14 protein-coding genes are annotated in these 15,374 nt (G+C 73.4%); 8 read left to right on the top strand and 6 right to left on the bottom strand.

Going from position 1 to position 15,374, the window contains the following annotated elements; all coding sequences use genetic code 11:
• Positions 1-475, top strand: a 475-nt coding sequence (locus tag BLW63_RS24685; RefSeq protein ID WP_170856959.1) for a transposase, incomplete at its 5' end; no start/stop codon positions are given.
• A 661-nt stretch (positions 476-1,136) separates the two neighbouring features.
• Here the strand turns inward: BLW63_RS24685 and BLW63_RS24680 are convergent.
• Both BLW63_RS24680 and BLW63_RS24675 read right to left on the bottom strand, forming a co-directional pair.
• Entirely contained in the window at positions 1,137-2,309 is a 1,173-nt protein-coding gene (locus BLW63_RS24680; protein WP_091162132.1) for an NAD(P)/FAD-dependent oxidoreductase, read from the bottom strand.
• Positions 2,306-2,626, bottom strand: a complete 321-nt coding sequence (locus BLW63_RS24675; RefSeq protein WP_091162130.1) for a bifunctional 3-phenylpropionate/cinnamic acid dioxygenase ferredoxin subunit — start codon at positions 2,624-2,626, stop codon at positions 2,306-2,308. Before BLW63_RS24675 ends, BLW63_RS24680 begins: the two co-directional genes overlap by 4 nt.
• A 131-nt stretch (positions 2,627-2,757) precedes the next feature.
• On the opposite strand from BLW63_RS24675, the gene BLW63_RS24670 reads away from it, so the two are divergent.
• Together BLW63_RS24670 and BLW63_RS24665 are read left to right on the top strand one after the other, a co-directional pair.
• Positions 2,758-3,549, top strand: a complete 792-nt coding sequence (locus BLW63_RS24670) for an IclR family transcriptional regulator (protein ID WP_091162128.1) — start codon at positions 2,758-2,760, stop codon at positions 3,547-3,549.
• 380 nt (positions 3,550-3,929) lie between these two features.
• On the top strand, positions 3,930-5,051 hold the full coding sequence (locus tag BLW63_RS24665; protein WP_091162127.1) for an aromatic ring-hydroxylating oxygenase subunit alpha: 1,122 nt from the start codon (positions 3,930-3,932) through the stop codon (positions 5,049-5,051).
• A gap of 109 nt (positions 5,052-5,160) precedes the next feature.
• Here the strand turns inward: BLW63_RS24665 and BLW63_RS24660 are convergent, their stop codons facing one another.
• From BLW63_RS24660 to BLW63_RS24645, 4 genes are read right to left on the bottom strand one after another with little or no spacing between them, the layout of a single operon-like run.
• Complete coding sequence (locus BLW63_RS24660; RefSeq protein WP_091162124.1) at positions 5,161-6,051, bottom strand: MBL fold metallo-hydrolase; 891 nt, start codon at positions 6,049-6,051, stop codon at positions 5,161-5,163.
• Between the two features lie 48 nt (positions 6,052-6,099).
• Complete coding sequence (locus tag BLW63_RS24655) at positions 6,100-7,029, bottom strand: methylenetetrahydrofolate reductase (protein WP_091162122.1); 930 nt, start codon at positions 7,027-7,029, stop codon at positions 6,100-6,102.
• A complete protein-coding gene (locus BLW63_RS24650; protein ID WP_425284260.1) occupies positions 7,019-7,693 on the bottom strand; it encodes an MBL fold metallo-hydrolase in 675 nt (224 codons plus the stop codon). The genes BLW63_RS24655 and BLW63_RS24650 overlap by 11 nt, the downstream gene beginning before the upstream one ends.
• Before the next feature lie 8 nt (positions 7,694-7,701).
• Positions 7,702-8,793, bottom strand: a complete 1,092-nt coding sequence (locus BLW63_RS24645) for an S-(hydroxymethyl)mycothiol dehydrogenase (RefSeq protein ID WP_091162120.1) — start codon at positions 8,791-8,793, stop codon at positions 7,702-7,704.
• Positions 8,794-9,015: 222 nt separating this feature from the next.
• On the opposite strand from BLW63_RS24645, the gene glyA reads away from it, so the two are divergent.
• From glyA to BLW63_RS24620, 5 genes are read left to right on the top strand one after another with little or no spacing between them, the layout of a single operon-like run.
• Positions 9,016-10,344: a serine hydroxymethyltransferase gene (gene glyA, locus BLW63_RS24640; RefSeq protein ID WP_091162119.1), complete on the top strand. Its 1,329-nt coding sequence runs from the start codon at positions 9,016-9,018 to the stop codon at positions 10,342-10,344.
• Positions 10,341-11,600 (top strand): sarcosine oxidase subunit beta family protein, encoded by a 1,260-nt coding sequence (locus BLW63_RS24635; protein ID WP_091162117.1) that lies wholly within the window; start codon positions 10,341-10,343, stop codon positions 11,598-11,600. The genes glyA and BLW63_RS24635 overlap by 4 nt, the downstream gene beginning before the upstream one ends.
• A 14-nt stretch (positions 11,601-11,614) precedes the next feature.
• The gene (locus BLW63_RS24630) at positions 11,615-11,893 is read left to right on the top strand and encodes a sarcosine oxidase subunit delta (RefSeq protein WP_091162116.1); all 279 of its coding nucleotides are present in this window, start codon (positions 11,615-11,617) and stop codon (positions 11,891-11,893) included.
• Entirely contained in the window at positions 11,890-14,760 is a 2,871-nt protein-coding gene (locus BLW63_RS24625) for a 2Fe-2S iron-sulfur cluster-binding protein (RefSeq protein WP_091162114.1), read from the top strand. The genes BLW63_RS24630 and BLW63_RS24625 overlap by 4 nt, the downstream gene beginning before the upstream one ends.
• Positions 14,753-15,331, top strand: a complete 579-nt coding sequence (locus BLW63_RS24620; protein WP_091162111.1) for a sarcosine oxidase subunit gamma — start codon at positions 14,753-14,755, stop codon at positions 15,329-15,331. The genes BLW63_RS24625 and BLW63_RS24620 overlap by 8 nt, the downstream gene beginning before the upstream one ends.
• Positions 15,332-15,374 lie beyond the last annotated feature (43 nt).

Raw genomic sequence — 15,374 nt, 5'->3', positions numbered from 1 at the left:
ACAGGCCCACTTCATGCGCAACGTGCTCGCCCGCGTCCCGAAGGGCAACGCCGAGATGGTCGCCGCCGCGATCCGGACGATCTTCGCCCAGCCCGACGCCGAGCACGTGCATGCCCAGCTCGACGTCATCGCCGGGATGCTCGGCCGCCAGTTCCCGCAGGTCGAGGCCATGCTGCGCGACGCCGAGGACGACTTGCTGGCCTTCACCGCGTTCCCGAACGGCCACTGGAAGAAGATCTGGTCGACCAATCCCCTGGAGCGGCTGAACAAGGAGATCAAGCGCCGCACCGACGTCGTCGGCGTCTTCCCCAACCCCGACGCGCTGCTCCGCCTCGCGGGGGCGGTGCTGGTCGAGGCGCACGACGAATGGCAGGCCTCCGACCGCCGCTACCTCTCCGAAGGCTCGATGGCCCTCCTCGACCGACCGACCCAGTCAGCTGAGGAGGTGGCGCAGCCGGCACTGATGGCGTCATAGTCCACCCCGCAGAACATCCTCACGGCCGCGAGCTACACCACCGGGCGGGACGTCACCGGCGGTGGGGCCGGCCCTTCCCGGTCGCGGTGCCGCGCGGTGTCCGACAGACGGACGTCGGGGGATCGCGCGGTCGGCCGTCCCGAGAGGGCACGGGCACGCGGCGGGGTCGTGGTCCTCCGTGGCCCTGCGGGGATGGGCGACCGGGCGGCGGTCCGCGGGTGGGCAGCCAGCCGGCTGGGAGCGCGACCGGGTCGGCGACGCGGTGCGGACACGGCCCCTGCCGTGGCACTCGGGAGACACCCGCAGTCCGGACGAGCGCGTCTCCTCGCGCACCGGCGGGTCCCGGGATGCCGCCGGACCGACTCTTGCGCTCGCGAGCGGCGCCGCACAGCCTGCACGCCGGACGGCCCAGCCGTGGGGGCGCGGACACCGAGGCCGGGGTCCCCGCGGCCGTTCGCCGGGGGGCGCGGGGGAGCGGCGCACTGCCCTGGGTGGCCGGTGCCGGTGGGCCACCGCAGCGAGCCCTGCCCGCGCACGTCTGGCTGTGGCGGGCAGGGCTCGGTGGCCGGGGCGGACCGCCGTCAGCAGGGCGACGGCGGTCCGAGAGCGGGGGAGCGGGGCGCCAGGCGGTCCCGCCGCGGCGGTCGGGGCCGGCCGGCGGTCAGGACGCGGTCGGCACGGCCGCCCGCAACTGGCGGCGCCAGCGGGTGAACAGCCGGGGCTGGTTCATGCCGAGGACGGCGACGGGCTGTCCGTCGCGCTCGTAGACCACCAGGAAGCTGCGGTCGTCGCAGCTGCCCTCCACCACGCGGGCCACGTCGCCCTCGCGGCGCGATCCCGCGAACTGGATGCGGGCCCCGTACTGGTCGGACCAGAAGTAGGGCACGGGCGTCGGCACCGGACCCCCGGCGCCCACGAGGGTGGCGACCGCGGTGGCCGGCTGCTCGAGCGCGTTGGTCCAGTGCTCGATGCGGACGTGCCGCTCGGCGGCGGCCGACCACGCCGCGGCGCAGTCGCCGACCGCGACGACGCCCGGGGTGTTGGTGGCGCCGCGCGCGTCGGTGAGGACGCCGTTGCCGAGGGCCACGCCCGAGTGGGCCAGCCACTCGATGTTGGGCGTGGCGCCGATGCCCACGACCACCACGTCGGCGGACAGCCGCGTGCCGTCGGTCAGCTCGACGGCCTCGACCCTGCCGGTGCCGACGAGCCGGGCGACCCCGGTCCCGGTCAGCAGCCGGGTGCCGTGGTCGGCGTGCAACCCGGCGCAGACCGCGCCCATGTCGGCACCCAGCGGGCCGGCGAGCGGGACGGGCTGGGTCTCGACGACGGTGACCTCCAACCCGAGCTTCCGGGCCGTGGCGGCCACCTCCGCCCCGATGAAGCCGGCGCCGATCACCACGAGACGTCCGGCGGCGGCCAGGTCCTCCCGCAGCGCGACCGCGTCGTCCAGGGACCGCAGCACGTGGACGCCGTCGAGCCCCTCGCTGCCGGGGAGGCGCCGGGCCCGGGCGCCCGTGGCGAGGACGACGCCGTCGGCCCGGACCTCGCTGCCGTCGCTCAACTGCACGGAGCGGCTGAGGTGCTCCAGGCCGACCGCCGTGGTGCCCAGCCGCCACTCCAGGCCGAGGTCCTCGTCGTCGGGCGCGCCCAGGGCGATGTCCTCCAGCGAGGCCGTGCCGGCCAGGAAGTCCTTGGACAGCGGCGGGCGGTCATAGGGGGCGTGCACCTCGTCGCCGATGACGACGATGCGGCCGTCGTAGGACTGGTCGCGGAGCGCGCGTGCAGCGGAGAGGCCGGCCAGGGAGGCCCCGACGACGGCGATCGTGGAGGTCACGCGACGTCCTCCGCGGTGGTCCCCGCCTGCACGTACACCATGCCGTCCTGGACGACGACCCGGTGCGTGCGGACCGGGGTCTTGGCCGGCGGGCCGGAGACCTTCCCGGTCCGCAGGTCGAAGCACGAGGCGTGCAGGGGGCACTCCACCGCGCAGCCGTCGAGCCAGCCGTCGGCCAGTGAGGCGTCCTGGTGGGTGCACGTGTCGTCGATCGCGTAGAACTCGCCGTCGACGTTGAAGACCGCGATGGGCTCGTCGGCCTCGACTCGGGTCGCCTCGCCGGGCGGCAGCGCGGTCGTGGGACAGACCGGGATCATGGGCGCTCCTGGCTGACTGGCGTTGCGTCTTCCGCAACTATGTGCCGATAGCGCAACAAGCATGACGGGGTGCCGCGGTGGCGTCAAGAGCGGCGGCCCGGTCCGCGCGGTCGGCCACCTACGCTGAGGTCATGAGCGGGCCGCAGAGTGGGAACGGGGAGCGGAGCTCGGTCGCTGCGGTCCAGTCCGTGGACCGGGCGCTGAGCGTCCTCGAGATCCTCGCGGCGCACGGTGAGGCCGGCGTCACGGAGGTGGCGGCCGAGCTGGGGGTGCACAAGTCCACGGCCTTCCGGCTGGTCGCCGTGCTGGAGAGCCGGGGCTTCGTCGAGCAGCTGGCCGACCGGGGCAAGTACCGGCTGGGCTTCGGCGTCGTGCGCCTGGCGGGTGCCGCCGCCGCGCAGCTCGACATCGCCCGGGAGGGACGCCGGGTCTGCGAGGCGCTGGCCGCCGATCTGGAGGAGACGGTCAACATCGCCATCCTCGACAGCGACCGTGCGGTGAACGTCAGCCAGGCCCGTGGGCCGGCGGCGCTCAGCACCCACAACTGGGTGGGGCAGAGCACCCCCCTGCACGCCACCTCGAGCGGCAAGGTGCTCCTGGCCCACGCGCCCGACGCCGTCCGCAAGGGCGTGCTCTCCCACGACCTCCCGCGCTACACCGCCGGGACGATCACCGATCCGGAGGTGCTGCAGCAGCACCTCGACCTGATCGTCGAGCAGGGCTGGGGTGCCACCGCCGAGGAGTACGAGGTGGGGCTCAACGCCGTCGCCGCGCCCGTCCGGGGCGCGGACGGGGACGTGGTCGCGGCGCTCAGTGTCTCGGGGCCGTCGTTCCGCATGGGGACCGAGGAGTTCCCGAGGCTCGCCCGGCGGGTGGTGGCGGGCGCCGAGGAGATGAGCCGGCGGCTGGGCTTCTTCGGCTGACCCCGGCCGACCCGGCGGGTGTCCCGCCGTCGCGCCGACCTCGCTACGCCTCCCTCCTCCGCGACGTGTGCACACAGCGCGGACAGGACGCCGTCGGGAGCGCGCTCAGTGCACACATCGCCCCGTCGTCCGGGCGCCGCGCCATCGCGTGGTCGCGGTGCGGGTCGCGACGGTGTCGCGTCCGGGCCGGCGCTCCTCCCACGGCTGAGGGCGGCGGTCGACGGGAAACTGTTGCGTAGAGCGCGACGCGCTGTGTAATGTGCAACACCTCGGTCGTCCTGAGCCTGTCGGCGGACGACGACCGTGGTCGACACAGAGCCGCGTTGCCCGATTCCCGGCGTGTCCCTCCTCAGCGCCGGATGGAACCCCCGAGGTGCCGTATGACCACCACCGACCTGCCCGCGAGCCTCATCTCCACGCTGCCGGGCCAGTACTACACAGACCCGGCCATCTTCGCCCTCGAGCAGACCCGGGTCTTCGAGACCATGTGGTTCTGCGCGGTGCGGTCGGCCGACCTGCCGACGCCCGGGAAGTTCCGGAAGGTCCAGGTCGGCCGCGAGAGCGTGCTGGTCGTCCGCGGCCGCGACGGCCAGCTGCGGGCCTTCCTCAACATCTGCCGGCACCGCGGCGCGCAGATCTGCACCGACGACTCCGGTGAGGTCAAGCGGGCCTTCCAGTGCCCGTACCACGCCTGGACCTACGACCTCTCGGGCAAGCTGGTCGCGGCCCCGAACCTGACCAAGATGCCCGACATCGACCGGGTGCAGTACGGCCTGGTGCCGGTGCACCTGCGCGAGTGGCTCGGGTACGCCTGGGTCTCCCTGGCCGATGAGCCCCCGTCCTTCGAGGACGACGTCATGGGCGCCATCGCCGACCGCCTCGGGAGCCTGGACTCCATCGACGACTACGAGCTGGACTCGCTCACGGTGGGCCGCCGCATCACCTACGACGTGCAGGCCAACTGGAAGCTCATCATCGAGAACTTCATGGAGTGCTACCACTGCGCGACGATCCACCCCGAGCTCACCGAGGTGCTCCCGGAGTTCGCCGACGGGTACGCCGCGCAGTTCTTCGTCGGGCACGGCGCGGAGTTCGGTGAGGACGTCCAGGGTTTCACCGTCGACGGCAGCGAGGGCTTCGACAAGCTCCCCGGCGTCGACGAGGACCACGACCGCCGCTACTACGCCATCACCGTCCGGCCGACGGTCTTCGTCAACCTGGTGCCCGACCACGTGATCTTCCACCGCATGTTCCCGGTGTCGGTCGACCGGACGATCGTGGAGTGCGACTGGCTCTACACCCGCGAGGTGGTGGAGTCCGGGAAGGACGTGTCCCGGTCGGTGGAGCTGTTCCACCGGGTCAACGAGCAGGACTTCGAGGCCTGCGAGCGGACCCAGCCGGCCATGTCGTCCCGGGCCTACGCGAACGGCGGTGTCCTCGTCCCGTCCGAGCACCACATCGGCGAGTTCCACCACTGGCTGACCCAGCGTCTGTCGGACTGACGAAGGACCCCCCTGCCCCCCACCGCTCGCAGGCTCGGGGCGGTGCCCTGGACGGCGGCGCACCCATGCGTCCGTGGTGGGGCGGGACGCGCGACCTGGGCCGTCCCGGTCAGACGGCGACGTAGCCGCCGTCGGCGGGGGCGACCAGGCCGTGGCGTGCGAGTCGTTCGAGGTGCAGCAGAGCGGTCCGGCGTTCGACGGCCTCGACGAACGGCAACCGGACGTGCGGCCGGTACACCAGCCGGTGGGCGACGACATCGGCCAGCGTCCGTGGCTGCCGCAGCAGCTGCAGCAGCGTCTCGTCCCGGCGGTCGACGACCGCGGCGAAGCGGTCCAGGGCAGCGAGGAAGGTCTTCCGGTCGTCGAGCACGCCGACCTGGTGCGAGGTGCCGTACCAGCGGGCCGCCACGTCGCGGAGCCGTCCGATCGACGTGAGGAGGTCGTCCAGGCTGCTGGAGAGGTCGCCGTAGTAGGGGCCGAAGGACGTCAGGTCGATGTCCCCGAGGAACAGGAACCCGTCGGGCTCGACCAGGAGGCCGCAGTGGCCGGCGGTGTGTCCGGGCAGGTGGACCACCGTCACGGACCGCCGCCCCAGGTCGAGCACCGCGCCGTCCTCGACGGTGCCCACCCGCTCGTGACCGGTCAGGCCGAAGGTCTCGTGCAGCTGCCGGCGGACGACGTCCGCCTCGGCAGCCGCCAGGCCGAACCCTGCGAGGAGCCTCTCGGGGTCGCGGACGGCGGCGACCTCCGCCGGGTGGGCGACGACCGGCACCTCCGGGAACACGTGCAGCCCCGCGACGTGGTCCTCGTGGGCATGGGTGAGGGCGACCAGCCTGACGTCGGCGGGTAGTCGACCGCGCCGGCCGACCTCGAGGGACGGGTCGACCAGGACGGTGCCCTCCGTCCCGCTGACGAGCAACGAGTTGGCGGCCGGGTAGCGCCCGCCCTCCGCCGAGGTGAGGAGCGTGACGCCCCCGTACTGCAGATCGGCCCCGCCCATGTCGTCCCCCCGGTCGTCCGGCCGATCTCCCGCCGGCTGCGTACCCCGTTACCCGGTGCCCGCGTCGGACAGCCGGGCCAGCCACTCCTGCCGCCACGCCTCCGTCCGCGCCACCTCGTTGAACGTGAAGAAGTGGAAGCCCTGCAGGTGGTGCTCGGGCCGGCCGAGGGTGGGCGCGAGACCGTCCACGAGGCGGTCGGGCCGGTAGCCGTGGGGCAGGAAGAAGCGCCAGAACATGCTGTGCTGTTTCAGCAGGAAGCGGGCCGACTGACCCAGCCCGAGCCCCGCCGAGATGCGCACCAGCTTCTGGCGCGTCACCGCGCCGGGCAGCCCGACCCGGATCGGCAGGTCTACGCCCCGCTGCCTGACCTGCCGCGCCCAGGCCGTCGTCGTCGCGGGGTGGAAGCACAGCTGGGTGATGACGTGGGTGGCGTGCGGGGCCTTCCGCTCGAGGGCGCGTTCAATCAGCTCCGGGCTGATGTGCCCGTGCCCCTCGGGATAGCCGCCGATCCCGACGTGCCGGAAGCGGTGGCCGACGGTCTCCAGTGCCTCCAGCAGGCCGAGGGCGTCGGGGAACGCCCCCGCGGGCTCGGCGGCGTCGCCGCCGACGACGAACACGCTGTCCACGTGCGCGGCGTGGAGGCGGGCGACGACGTCGGCTAGGTGCGAGGCGTCGTGGACCAGCCGGGCCGCGATGTGGGGGGTGACCGTAAACCCGTGGCGGGACAACCGCTCCGCCAGCTCCAACGTGGGTGTCAGGCCCTTGGCCTCGGTCACCGTCACGCTGAGGGGCACGGTCCGGGGGACGTGCTCGACGACCGACGCCTCGGCACCCCGCAGCGGCAGGACCTCGTAGCTCGCATCCCGCAGCGCGCGCTCCAGCGCGCCCCGGGACCGTCGCCACGCCGGCCGGCGATCGGCCGGCGGCGGGCCCGTGCCCATCGGCGCGCGGGTCGCGTCCGGGACCTCAAGGGACACGGCTCGCCTCCGCGGCGATGGTCGTGTCCACGCCGTGGCCGGTCTTGACGACCGTGTCCCCGGGCAGGGTCAGCAGGCACGACCGGATCGAGTGCAGGATGGTCGGCTCGTCGCTGTGGGACCGGCCCGTGGCCCCGGGACCGCCGCAGAACAGCGTGTCCCCGGTGAAGACCGTCTCCAGGTCACGCGCGTAGAGGGAGGTGCTGCCCGGGCTGTGACCCGGGGTGTGCATCGAGAGCAGGAACGTCCCCGCCACGGAGAACCGGGTGCAGTGGCCGACGGCGTGGTCGGGCAACGCCCCCGGGTGGACGGTCTCCCAGAGCATGAGGTCGGCGGGGTGGAACCAGATCGGTGCGCCGGTGGCCTCGCGCAGCGCCACGGCGGCGGTGATGTGGTCGTTGTGGCCGTGGGTGAGCACGATCGCGGTGACCCGGCGGCCGCCGATCGCGTCGAGGATGGGGGCGGCGTCGTGCGGGGCGTCGATGACGAGCACCTCGTCGTCGTCGCCGACCAGCCAGACGTTGTTGTCGACGTCGAAGTCCTGCCCGTCGAGGCTGAACACGCCCGAGACCACGGTCTTGTCGATGCGGGCGCTCGTGCGTCCACCTCGCCGGGTGCTCGTCGGGCCCGCGAGCGGCGCTGCCGTCCCCACCGGTGAGCTCACCAGGCCGCTCACTTGTCCAACACCACGACCGAGCGCAGGACCTCGCCGCGGCGCAGGTTGTCGAAGGCCTCCTCGACGTCGTCCAGGCCGATGGCCTCGGTGACGAAGTCCTCGAGCGGGAAGCGGCCCTGCCGGTAGAGGTCGACCAGCATCGGGAAGTCCCGGGAGGGCAGGCAGTCCCCGTACCAGGAGGACTTGATCGCCCCTCCCCGGCCGAACACCTCCAGCAGCGGCAGGGTGATCTGCATGTCCGGGCTGGGGACGCCGACCAGCACCACCCGGCCGGCCAGGTCGCGGGCGTGGAAGGCCTGCTCGAACACCGCCGGGTGCCCCACCGCGTCGATGGTCACGTCCGCGCCGAACCCGCCGGTGGCGGCCTGGACCGCGGCCACCGCGTCGGTCTCCCGGGAGTTGACGGTGTGCGTGGCGCCGAACCGCTTGGCCCACGCCAGCTTCCGGTCCTCGACGTCGACCGCGACGATCGTGGTCGCGCCGGCCAGCTTCGCGCCGGCGATCGCGGCGTCGCCGACGCCGCCGCAGCCGAACACCGCCACCGACTCCCCGCGGCGCACGCCGCCGGTGTTGAGCGCCGCGCCGACGCCGGCCATCACCCCGCAGCCCAGCAGCCCGGCGGCGGTGGCCGGGGCGGCGGGGTCGACCTTGGTGCACTGCCCGGAGTGCACCAGGGTCTTCTCGGCGAACGCGCCGATGCCCAGCGCCGCCGACAGCGCGGTGCCGTCGGTGAGCGTCATCTGCTGGGCGGCGTTGTGGGTGGCGAAGCAGTACTGCGGCTCGCCCTTGCGGCAGGCGCGGCACTGCCCGCAGACCGCCCGCCAGTTCAGGATCACGTAGTCGCCGACGGCGACATTGGTGACGCCCGCGCCGACGGCGGACACCGTGCCGGCGGCCTCGTGGCCGAGCAGGAACGGGTAGGTGTCGGTGATGTTGCCCTCGCGGTAGTGCAGGTCGGTGGCGCACACCCCGCAGGCCTGCACGTCGACCACCGCCTCACCCGGGCCGGGGTCGGGCACGACGATCGTCTCGACGGTCACCGGGGCTCCCTTGCTGCGGGCGACGACGCCCTTCACCTCGTTGGCCATGACGGTGGATCTCCTCTCGCAGATGTGCGGACCGGACGCGGTGGTCGCTGCTCTCGGCGGTTCCCCCACCCTTCGCACGCTCGGGGTGGGACCCGCAACGGGGCCGGCGGTGGGGTCCGGGAGGTTCTCTCCTGGCACCCCCTTGACCGCGTTCGATCGTCACCCTACGGTGTTGCACGACTGATATACCAGTCCTCGGCACCAACAGAAGGAGCGCCCGGCATGGTCGTCCAGGTTGACGAGGCTCGACCGGCCTCGGCCGTCGCGAACCCCGTCCTCGACCGGTCCCTGGCGGACACCGACCCGGAGGTCTCCGAGGCGATCGCCGCCGAGCTGTCCCGGCAGCAGACCACGCTGGAGATGATCGCCAGCGAGAACTTCGCCCCGGTGGCCGTCATGCAGGCCCAGGGCTCGGTGCTGACCAACAAGTACGCCGAGGGCTACCCCGGCCGGCGGTACTACGGCGGCTGCGAGCACGTGGACGTCATCGAGCAGCTGGCCATCGACCGGCTGAAGGCGCTGTTCGGCGCGGAGTACGCCAACGTGCAGCCGCACTCGGGTGCCCAGGCCAACGCCGCGGCGATGTCTGCCCTGCTGGAGCCCGGCGACACCATCCTGGGGCTGGACCTGGCCCACGGCGGTCACCTGACCCACGGGATGAGGCTCAACTTCTCCGGGAAGCTCTACGACGTGGCCGCGTACCACGTGGGCCGCGAGGACCACCGGGTCGACATGGCCGAGGTGGCGGAGCTGGCTCGGGAGCGGCGGCCCAAGCTCATCGTGGCCGGCTGGTCGGCCTACCCCCGCCACCTGGACTTCGCCGAGTTCCGCCGGATCGCCGACGAGGTCGGTGCCTACCTGATGGTCGACATGGCGCACTTCGCCGGCCTCGTCGCCGCCGGGCTGCACCCCTCCCCGGTGCCGCACGCGCACGTGGTCACCTCGACCACGCACAAGACCCTGGGCGGGCCGCGCGGCGGGGTCATCCTGGCCACGGCCGACCTCGCGAAGAAGTTCAACTCGTCGGTCTTCCCCGGCCAGCAGGGCGGGCCCCTGGAGCACGTGATCGCGGCCAAGGCGGTGGCCTTCAAGCTGGCCGCGGAGCCGGCCTTCCGCGAGCGCCAGGAGCGGACCCTCGCCGGCGCCCGGATCCTGGCCGACCGGTTGCTGGCCGCCGACTCCCGCGCGGCGGGCATCGACGTGGTCAGCGGCGGCACCGACGTCCACCTCGTCCTGGTGGACCTGCGCGAGTCGGAGCTGGACGGCCGGCAGGCCGAGGACCGGCTGCACGCGATCGGCATCACCGTCAACCGCAACGCGGTGCCCTTCGACCCCCGCCCGCCGATGGTCAGCTCCGGGGTCCGCATCGGCACCCCGGCCCTGGCGGCGCGCGGATTCGACCTCGAGGACTTCACCGAGGTCGCCGACGTCATCGCCGCCGCGCTGCGGCCCTCGGTGGGCGAGGACCAGCTCGCCGAGCTGCGCGGCCGGGTCACCCGGCTGGCCGACCGCCACCCGCTCTACCCCGACCTGACGGAGGTCCCCCGATGAGCCTCGGTTCCCCCCACGCCACCCGCACCCCACGCACCCCCGGCGCGGACCTACCGGAGCACCCGGACGCCCTCTGGCGGAGCCCGGAGCCGAAGCGCTCCTACGACGTGGTGGTCGTCGGCGGCGGCGGGCACGGCCTGGCCACCGCCCACTACCTGGCGAAGAACCACGGCATCACGAACGTCGCCGTTCTCGAGAAGGGCTGGCTGGCCGGCGGCAACATGGCCCGCAACACCACGATCATCCGGTCCAACTACCTGTGGGACGAGAGCTCGGGCATCTACGAGCACGCGCTGAAGCTGTGGGAAGGGCTCGAAGAGGACCTCGGCTACCCGATCCTGTTCAGCCAGCGCGGCGTGCTCAACCTGGCCCACACCCTGCAGGACGTCCGTGACAGCGTGCGCCGGGTCGAGGCCAACAAGCTCAACGGCGTCGACGCGGAGTGGCTGGAGCCGGACGAGGTCCGCAAGGTCTGCCCGGTCGTCAACACCTCGACCGACATCCGCTACCCGGTGCTCGGGGCCACCTATCAGCCCCGCGCCGGCATCGCCAAGCACGACTACGTGGCCTGGGGCTTCGCCCGCCGCGCGGACGAGGCCGGGATCGACCTCATCCAGGACTGCGAGGTCACCGGGTTCACCACCGACGGCGACCGGGTCACCGGGGTGCAGACCACCCGCGGCACCATCGGCGCGGGCACCGTGGCCCTCTGCGCGGCCGGCAACACCTCCGTGCTCACCGACATGCTCGGCATCCGCGTGCCGATCCAGAGCCACCCGCTGCAGGCGCTGGTCTCCGAGCTGCTCGAGCCGGTGCACCCCACGGTGGTCATGTCCAACGCCGTCCACGTGTACGTCTCCCAGGCGCACAAGGGCGAGCTGGTCATGGGCGCCGGCGTCGACTCGTACAACGGCTACGGCCAGCGGGGCGCGTTCCACATCATCGAGCGCCAGATGGCCGCCGCCGTCGAGCTCTTCCCGGTGTTCGCGCGAGCGCACCTGCTGCGCACCTGGGGCGGCATCGTCGACGTCAGCCCCGACGCCTCGCCGATCGTCGGGCGCACGCCCTACGAGAACGTCTACCTCAACTGCGGCTGGGGCACCGGCGGCTTCAAGGCCACGCCCGGCATCGGCTCGGCCCTGGCGCACACCATCGCCCACGACGAGCCCCACCCGCTCGTGACGCCGTTCAGCCTCGACCGGTTCGTCACCGGTGCACTCGTCGACGAGCACGGCGCCGCCGCCGTGGCCCACTGACCCAGGGAGTCCCCGTGCAACTCATCGCATGCCCGTGGTGCGGCCCCCGCGAGGAGGTCGAGTTCTCCTACGGCGGCCAGGCCCACGTCCCCTACCCGGACAGCCCCGCCGAGCTCTCGGACGAGGAGTGGGCGCACTACGTCTTCTTCCGCGACAACACCAAGGGCCGCTTCGCCGAGCGCTGGAACCACAACGCCGGCTGCCGCCGCTGGTTCAACGCGATCCGCGACACCACCACCTACCGCTTCGAGAGCGTGTACCGCCTCGACGACCCGAAGCCGGTGACCCCGTGAGCACTCCCTTCCGCACCCCCTCGGGCGGCCGCATCGACCGCGCCACCACCGTCGAGTTCACCTTCGAGGGGCAGACCCTCACCGGTCACCCCGGCGACACCCTGGCCTCGGCACTGCTCGCGAACGGCCGGCACCAGGTCGCCACCAGCATCAAGCTCGGCCGGCCGCGCGGCATCGCCGCGGCCTGGGCCGAGGACCCGGGCGGCCTCGTGCAGATCGAGGAGCCCTTCCCCGAGCCGATGCTGCTGGCCAGCACCGTCGAGCTCTCCGACGGACTGGTCGCCCACGGCCTGCCGGGGCAGGGCCGCCTCGCCGACGTCCCCGACTCCGCTCGCTACGACGCAGTCCACCACCACGTGGACGTGCTGGTCGTGGGGGCCGGCCCCGCTGGCCTGGCCGCCGCGCTCACCGCCGCCCGGGCCGGTGCCCGCGTCGCCCTGGTGGACGAGCAGTCCGAGGCCGGCGGCTCCCTGCTCTCGGGCACCGAGCGGCTCGACGACGCCCCGGCGCTGCAGTGGGTCGCCGCGGCGGTCGCCGAGCTGGCCGCCTCCCCGGAGGTGCTGCACCTGCAGCGGACCACCGCCTTCGGCAGCTACGACGACGGTTTCGTCCTGGCACTGGAGCGGCGCACCGACCACCTCGGCGCCGCCGCCCCCAAGCACGTCTCCCGCCAGCGGGTGTGGCGCATCCGGGCCCGCGCGATCGTCGTCGCGACGGGGGCGCACGAGCGCCCGGTCGTCTTCGCCGACAACGACCGCCCGGGGATCATGCTCGCCGGCGCCGCCCGGACGTTCCTCCACCGCTACGGCGTGCTGCCCGGCCGCGATGCCGTCGTCTTCACGACCAACGACAGCGCCTACGACGCCGCCCTCGACCTGCACCGCGCGGGTGTGCAGGTGCAGGCGGTGGTCGACGCCCGGCCGGAGGGGTCCCCGCGGCGCCGCGAGGACTGCGAGCTCGCCGGCATCCGTGTCCTGTCCGGTGCCGTCGTGACCGGCACGCAGGGCGTCGAGCGGGTCACGCACGCACTCGTCGCCCCGTTCGCGGACGGCGAGGTCGGGGCCAGCACCGCGATCGGCTGCGACCTGCTCCTGGTCAGCGGGGGCTGGAACCCCGCGGTGCACCTGTACAGCCAGGCCCGCGGCCGGCTCCGCTACGACGACGCCCTCGGTGCGTTCGTGCCCGGCGAAGACCTCGACGGCCTGTCGGTCACCGGCTCCGCCGCCGGCGTGCTCGACCTGCCCGGGTGCCTCGCCGACGGGCAGCGGAGAGCCCGCGCGGCACTGACCGCGCTGGCGATCCCGCCGGCGGGGGAGGACCGGCTGCCCGCCGCCCCGGAGCCCGCCGTCCCGGCCGCGCCGCTGGTGCTGTGGCGGGTGCCGGACACCTCCGGCGCCGACGGCAGCACCTCGTTCGTCGACCTGCAGCGCGACGCGACGGTCGCCGACATCGCCCGCGCGGTCGGCGCCGGCCTGCGCTCCATCGAGCACGTCAAGCGCTACACCACGATCGGGACGGCGCACGACCAGGGCAAGACCTCCGGCGTCCTCACCTCGGGGATCACCGCCGAGCTGCTCGGAATCCCGGTGCAGGACACCGGGACCACCACGTTCCGGCCGCCCTACACCCCGGTCGCCTTCGCCGCCCTGGCCGGCCGCGACCGCGGCCGGCTCTTCGACCCCGAGCGGGTCACGGCCCTGCACGAGTGGCACGTGGCGGCCGGCGCGGTCTTCGAGGACGTCGGTCAGTGGAAGCGCCCCCGCCACTACCCGCAGCCCGGCGAGGACATGGCGGCCGCGGTCCTGCGGGAGTGCGCCGCGGCCCGGACCGGCGTCGGGATCCTCGACGGCTCCACCCTCGGCAAGATCGACGTCCAGGGGGCGGACGCCGCCGTCCTCCTGGACCGGCTCTACACGAACCTGATGAGCAGCCTGAAGGTCGGCTCCGTCCGCTACGGGGTCATGTGCGGCGTCGACGGCATGGTCATCGACGACGGCACGGTGCTGCGCCTGGCCGAGGACCGCTTCCTCGTCCTCACCACCACCGGCGGCGCGGCGAAGGTCCTCGACTGGATGGAGGAGTGGGTCCAGACGGAGTGGCCGGACCTGCGGGTGCACTGCACCTCGGTCACCGAGCAGTGGGTCACCTTCCCGGTCGTCGGTCCCCGCTCCCGCGACGTCATCGGCGCCGTCTTCCCCGACGTCGACGTCACGAACGAGGCCTTCCCGTTCATGACCTGGCGGGACACGACGCTCGACGGGGTGCCGGTCCGGCTGGCCCGGATCAGCTTCTCCGGCGAGCTCGCCTACGAGGTCTACGTCAACCCCTGGTACGCGATCGCGGTCTGGCAGCGGCTGCTCGAGGCCGGCCGCCCGTACGGCATCACGCCGTACGGCACGGAGACCATGCACGTCCTGCGCGCGGAGAAGGGCTACCCGATCATCGGGCAGGACACCGACGGCACCGTCAGCCCGCACGACCTGGGCATGGCGTGGGCGGTCTCCAAGAAGAAGCCCGACTTCGTCGGCAAGCGCTCCTTCGCCCGCGTCGAGAACCAGAACCCGCTGCGCAAGCAACTGGTCGGGCTGCTGCCCGTGGACCGGGAGACCGTGCTGCCGGAGGGCTCGCAGATCGTCGAGTTCCTCGCCGACGGCCAGCTGCCGCCCCCGCCGGTCCCGATGCTCGGCCACGTCACCTCCAGCTACCGCAGCGCCGAGCTCGCCCGCCCGTTCGCCCTGGCCCTGGTCAGGGGCGGCCGGGAGCGCATCGGCGAGACCGTCCACGTCCCCCTCAACGGCACCCTCGTCCCGGTCGAGGTCACCGGCTCGGTGCTGGTCGACCCCGAAGGAGCCCGTCGCGATGGCTGAGCTGCTGCGCACCCACCCCCTCGAGGCCTGGGCCGCCGCCTTCGAGCGGCTGCCCGACACCGTCGGCATCGCCGCCGAGCCGTACGTGGCGATGGTCGACGTCCGGCTGGCTCCCGTCGGCGCCGAGTCGTCGGCGGCGCTGGGCGTCGACCTGCCGACGGCGCCCAACACCTGGGTGCCGGCCGGCACGGGGCGGGTGGTCTGGCTCGGCCCGGACGAGTGGCTGCTCACCAGCACCACCGAGGCGCCGGAGGAGCTGGAGGCCCGGGTCCGGACCGCCGTCCTCCCGCTGGGCGGGTCCGCGACCGACGTCTCCGCCCAGCGGATCGGTCTCCGGCTGACCGGTGCCCGCGTGCGCGACGTCCTGGCCAAGGGCTGCTCGATCGACCTGCACCCGCGGGTGTTCGGGCGGGGGAGCAGCGCGCAGACGGCGCTCGGCCAGGCCGGCGTCGTGCTGCTCGCCCTGTCCGACAGCGGCGACGACGTCGTCGTCCTCGTCCGGTCGTCCTTCGCCGGCTACCTGGCCGACTGGCTGCTCGACGCGGCCCTCGAGTTCACCCACGACAGCTAGCCGACCCCGTCGGCAGTCCCCGGATCCACCGGCACGTCAGGAG

It is taken from the genome of Geodermatophilus africanus (assembly GCF_900107105.1).
GTDB classification, from domain to species: Bacteria; Actinomycetota; Actinomycetes; order Mycobacteriales; family Geodermatophilaceae; genus Geodermatophilus; species Geodermatophilus africanus.
Note: the sequence above shows the minus strand (reverse complement) of the source record. Positions and strands in the feature narration are given on the sequence as shown.

What these genes read in the sequence shown, in the direction of transcription:
- BLW63_RS24675 (WP_091162130.1), bottom strand. Translation starts at nt 2,626, where the DNA reads ATGATCCCGGTCTGTCCCACGACCGCGCTGCCGCCCGGCGAGGCGACC.
- BLW63_RS24670 (WP_091162128.1), top strand. Translation starts at nt 2,758, where the DNA reads ATGAGCGGGCCGCAGAGTGGGAACGGGGAGCGGAGCTCGGTCGCTGCG.
- BLW63_RS24665 (WP_091162127.1), top strand. Translation starts at nt 3,930, where the DNA reads ATGACCACCACCGACCTGCCCGCGAGCCTCATCTCCACGCTGCCGGGC.
- BLW63_RS24660 (WP_091162124.1), bottom strand. Translation starts at nt 6,051, where the DNA reads ATGGGCGGGGCCGATCTGCAGTACGGGGGCGTCACGCTCCTCACCTCG.
- BLW63_RS24645 (WP_091162120.1), bottom strand. Translation starts at nt 8,793, where the DNA reads ATGGCCAACGAGGTGAAGGGCGTCGTCGCCCGCAGCAAGGGAGCCCCG.
- glyA (WP_091162119.1), top strand. Translation starts at nt 9,016, where the DNA reads ATGGTCGTCCAGGTTGACGAGGCTCGACCGGCCTCGGCCGTCGCGAAC.
- BLW63_RS24635 (WP_091162117.1), top strand. Translation starts at nt 10,341, where the DNA reads ATGAGCCTCGGTTCCCCCCACGCCACCCGCACCCCACGCACCCCCGGC.
- BLW63_RS24620 (WP_091162111.1), top strand. Translation starts at nt 14,753, where the DNA reads ATGGCTGAGCTGCTGCGCACCCACCCCCTCGAGGCCTGGGCCGCCGCC.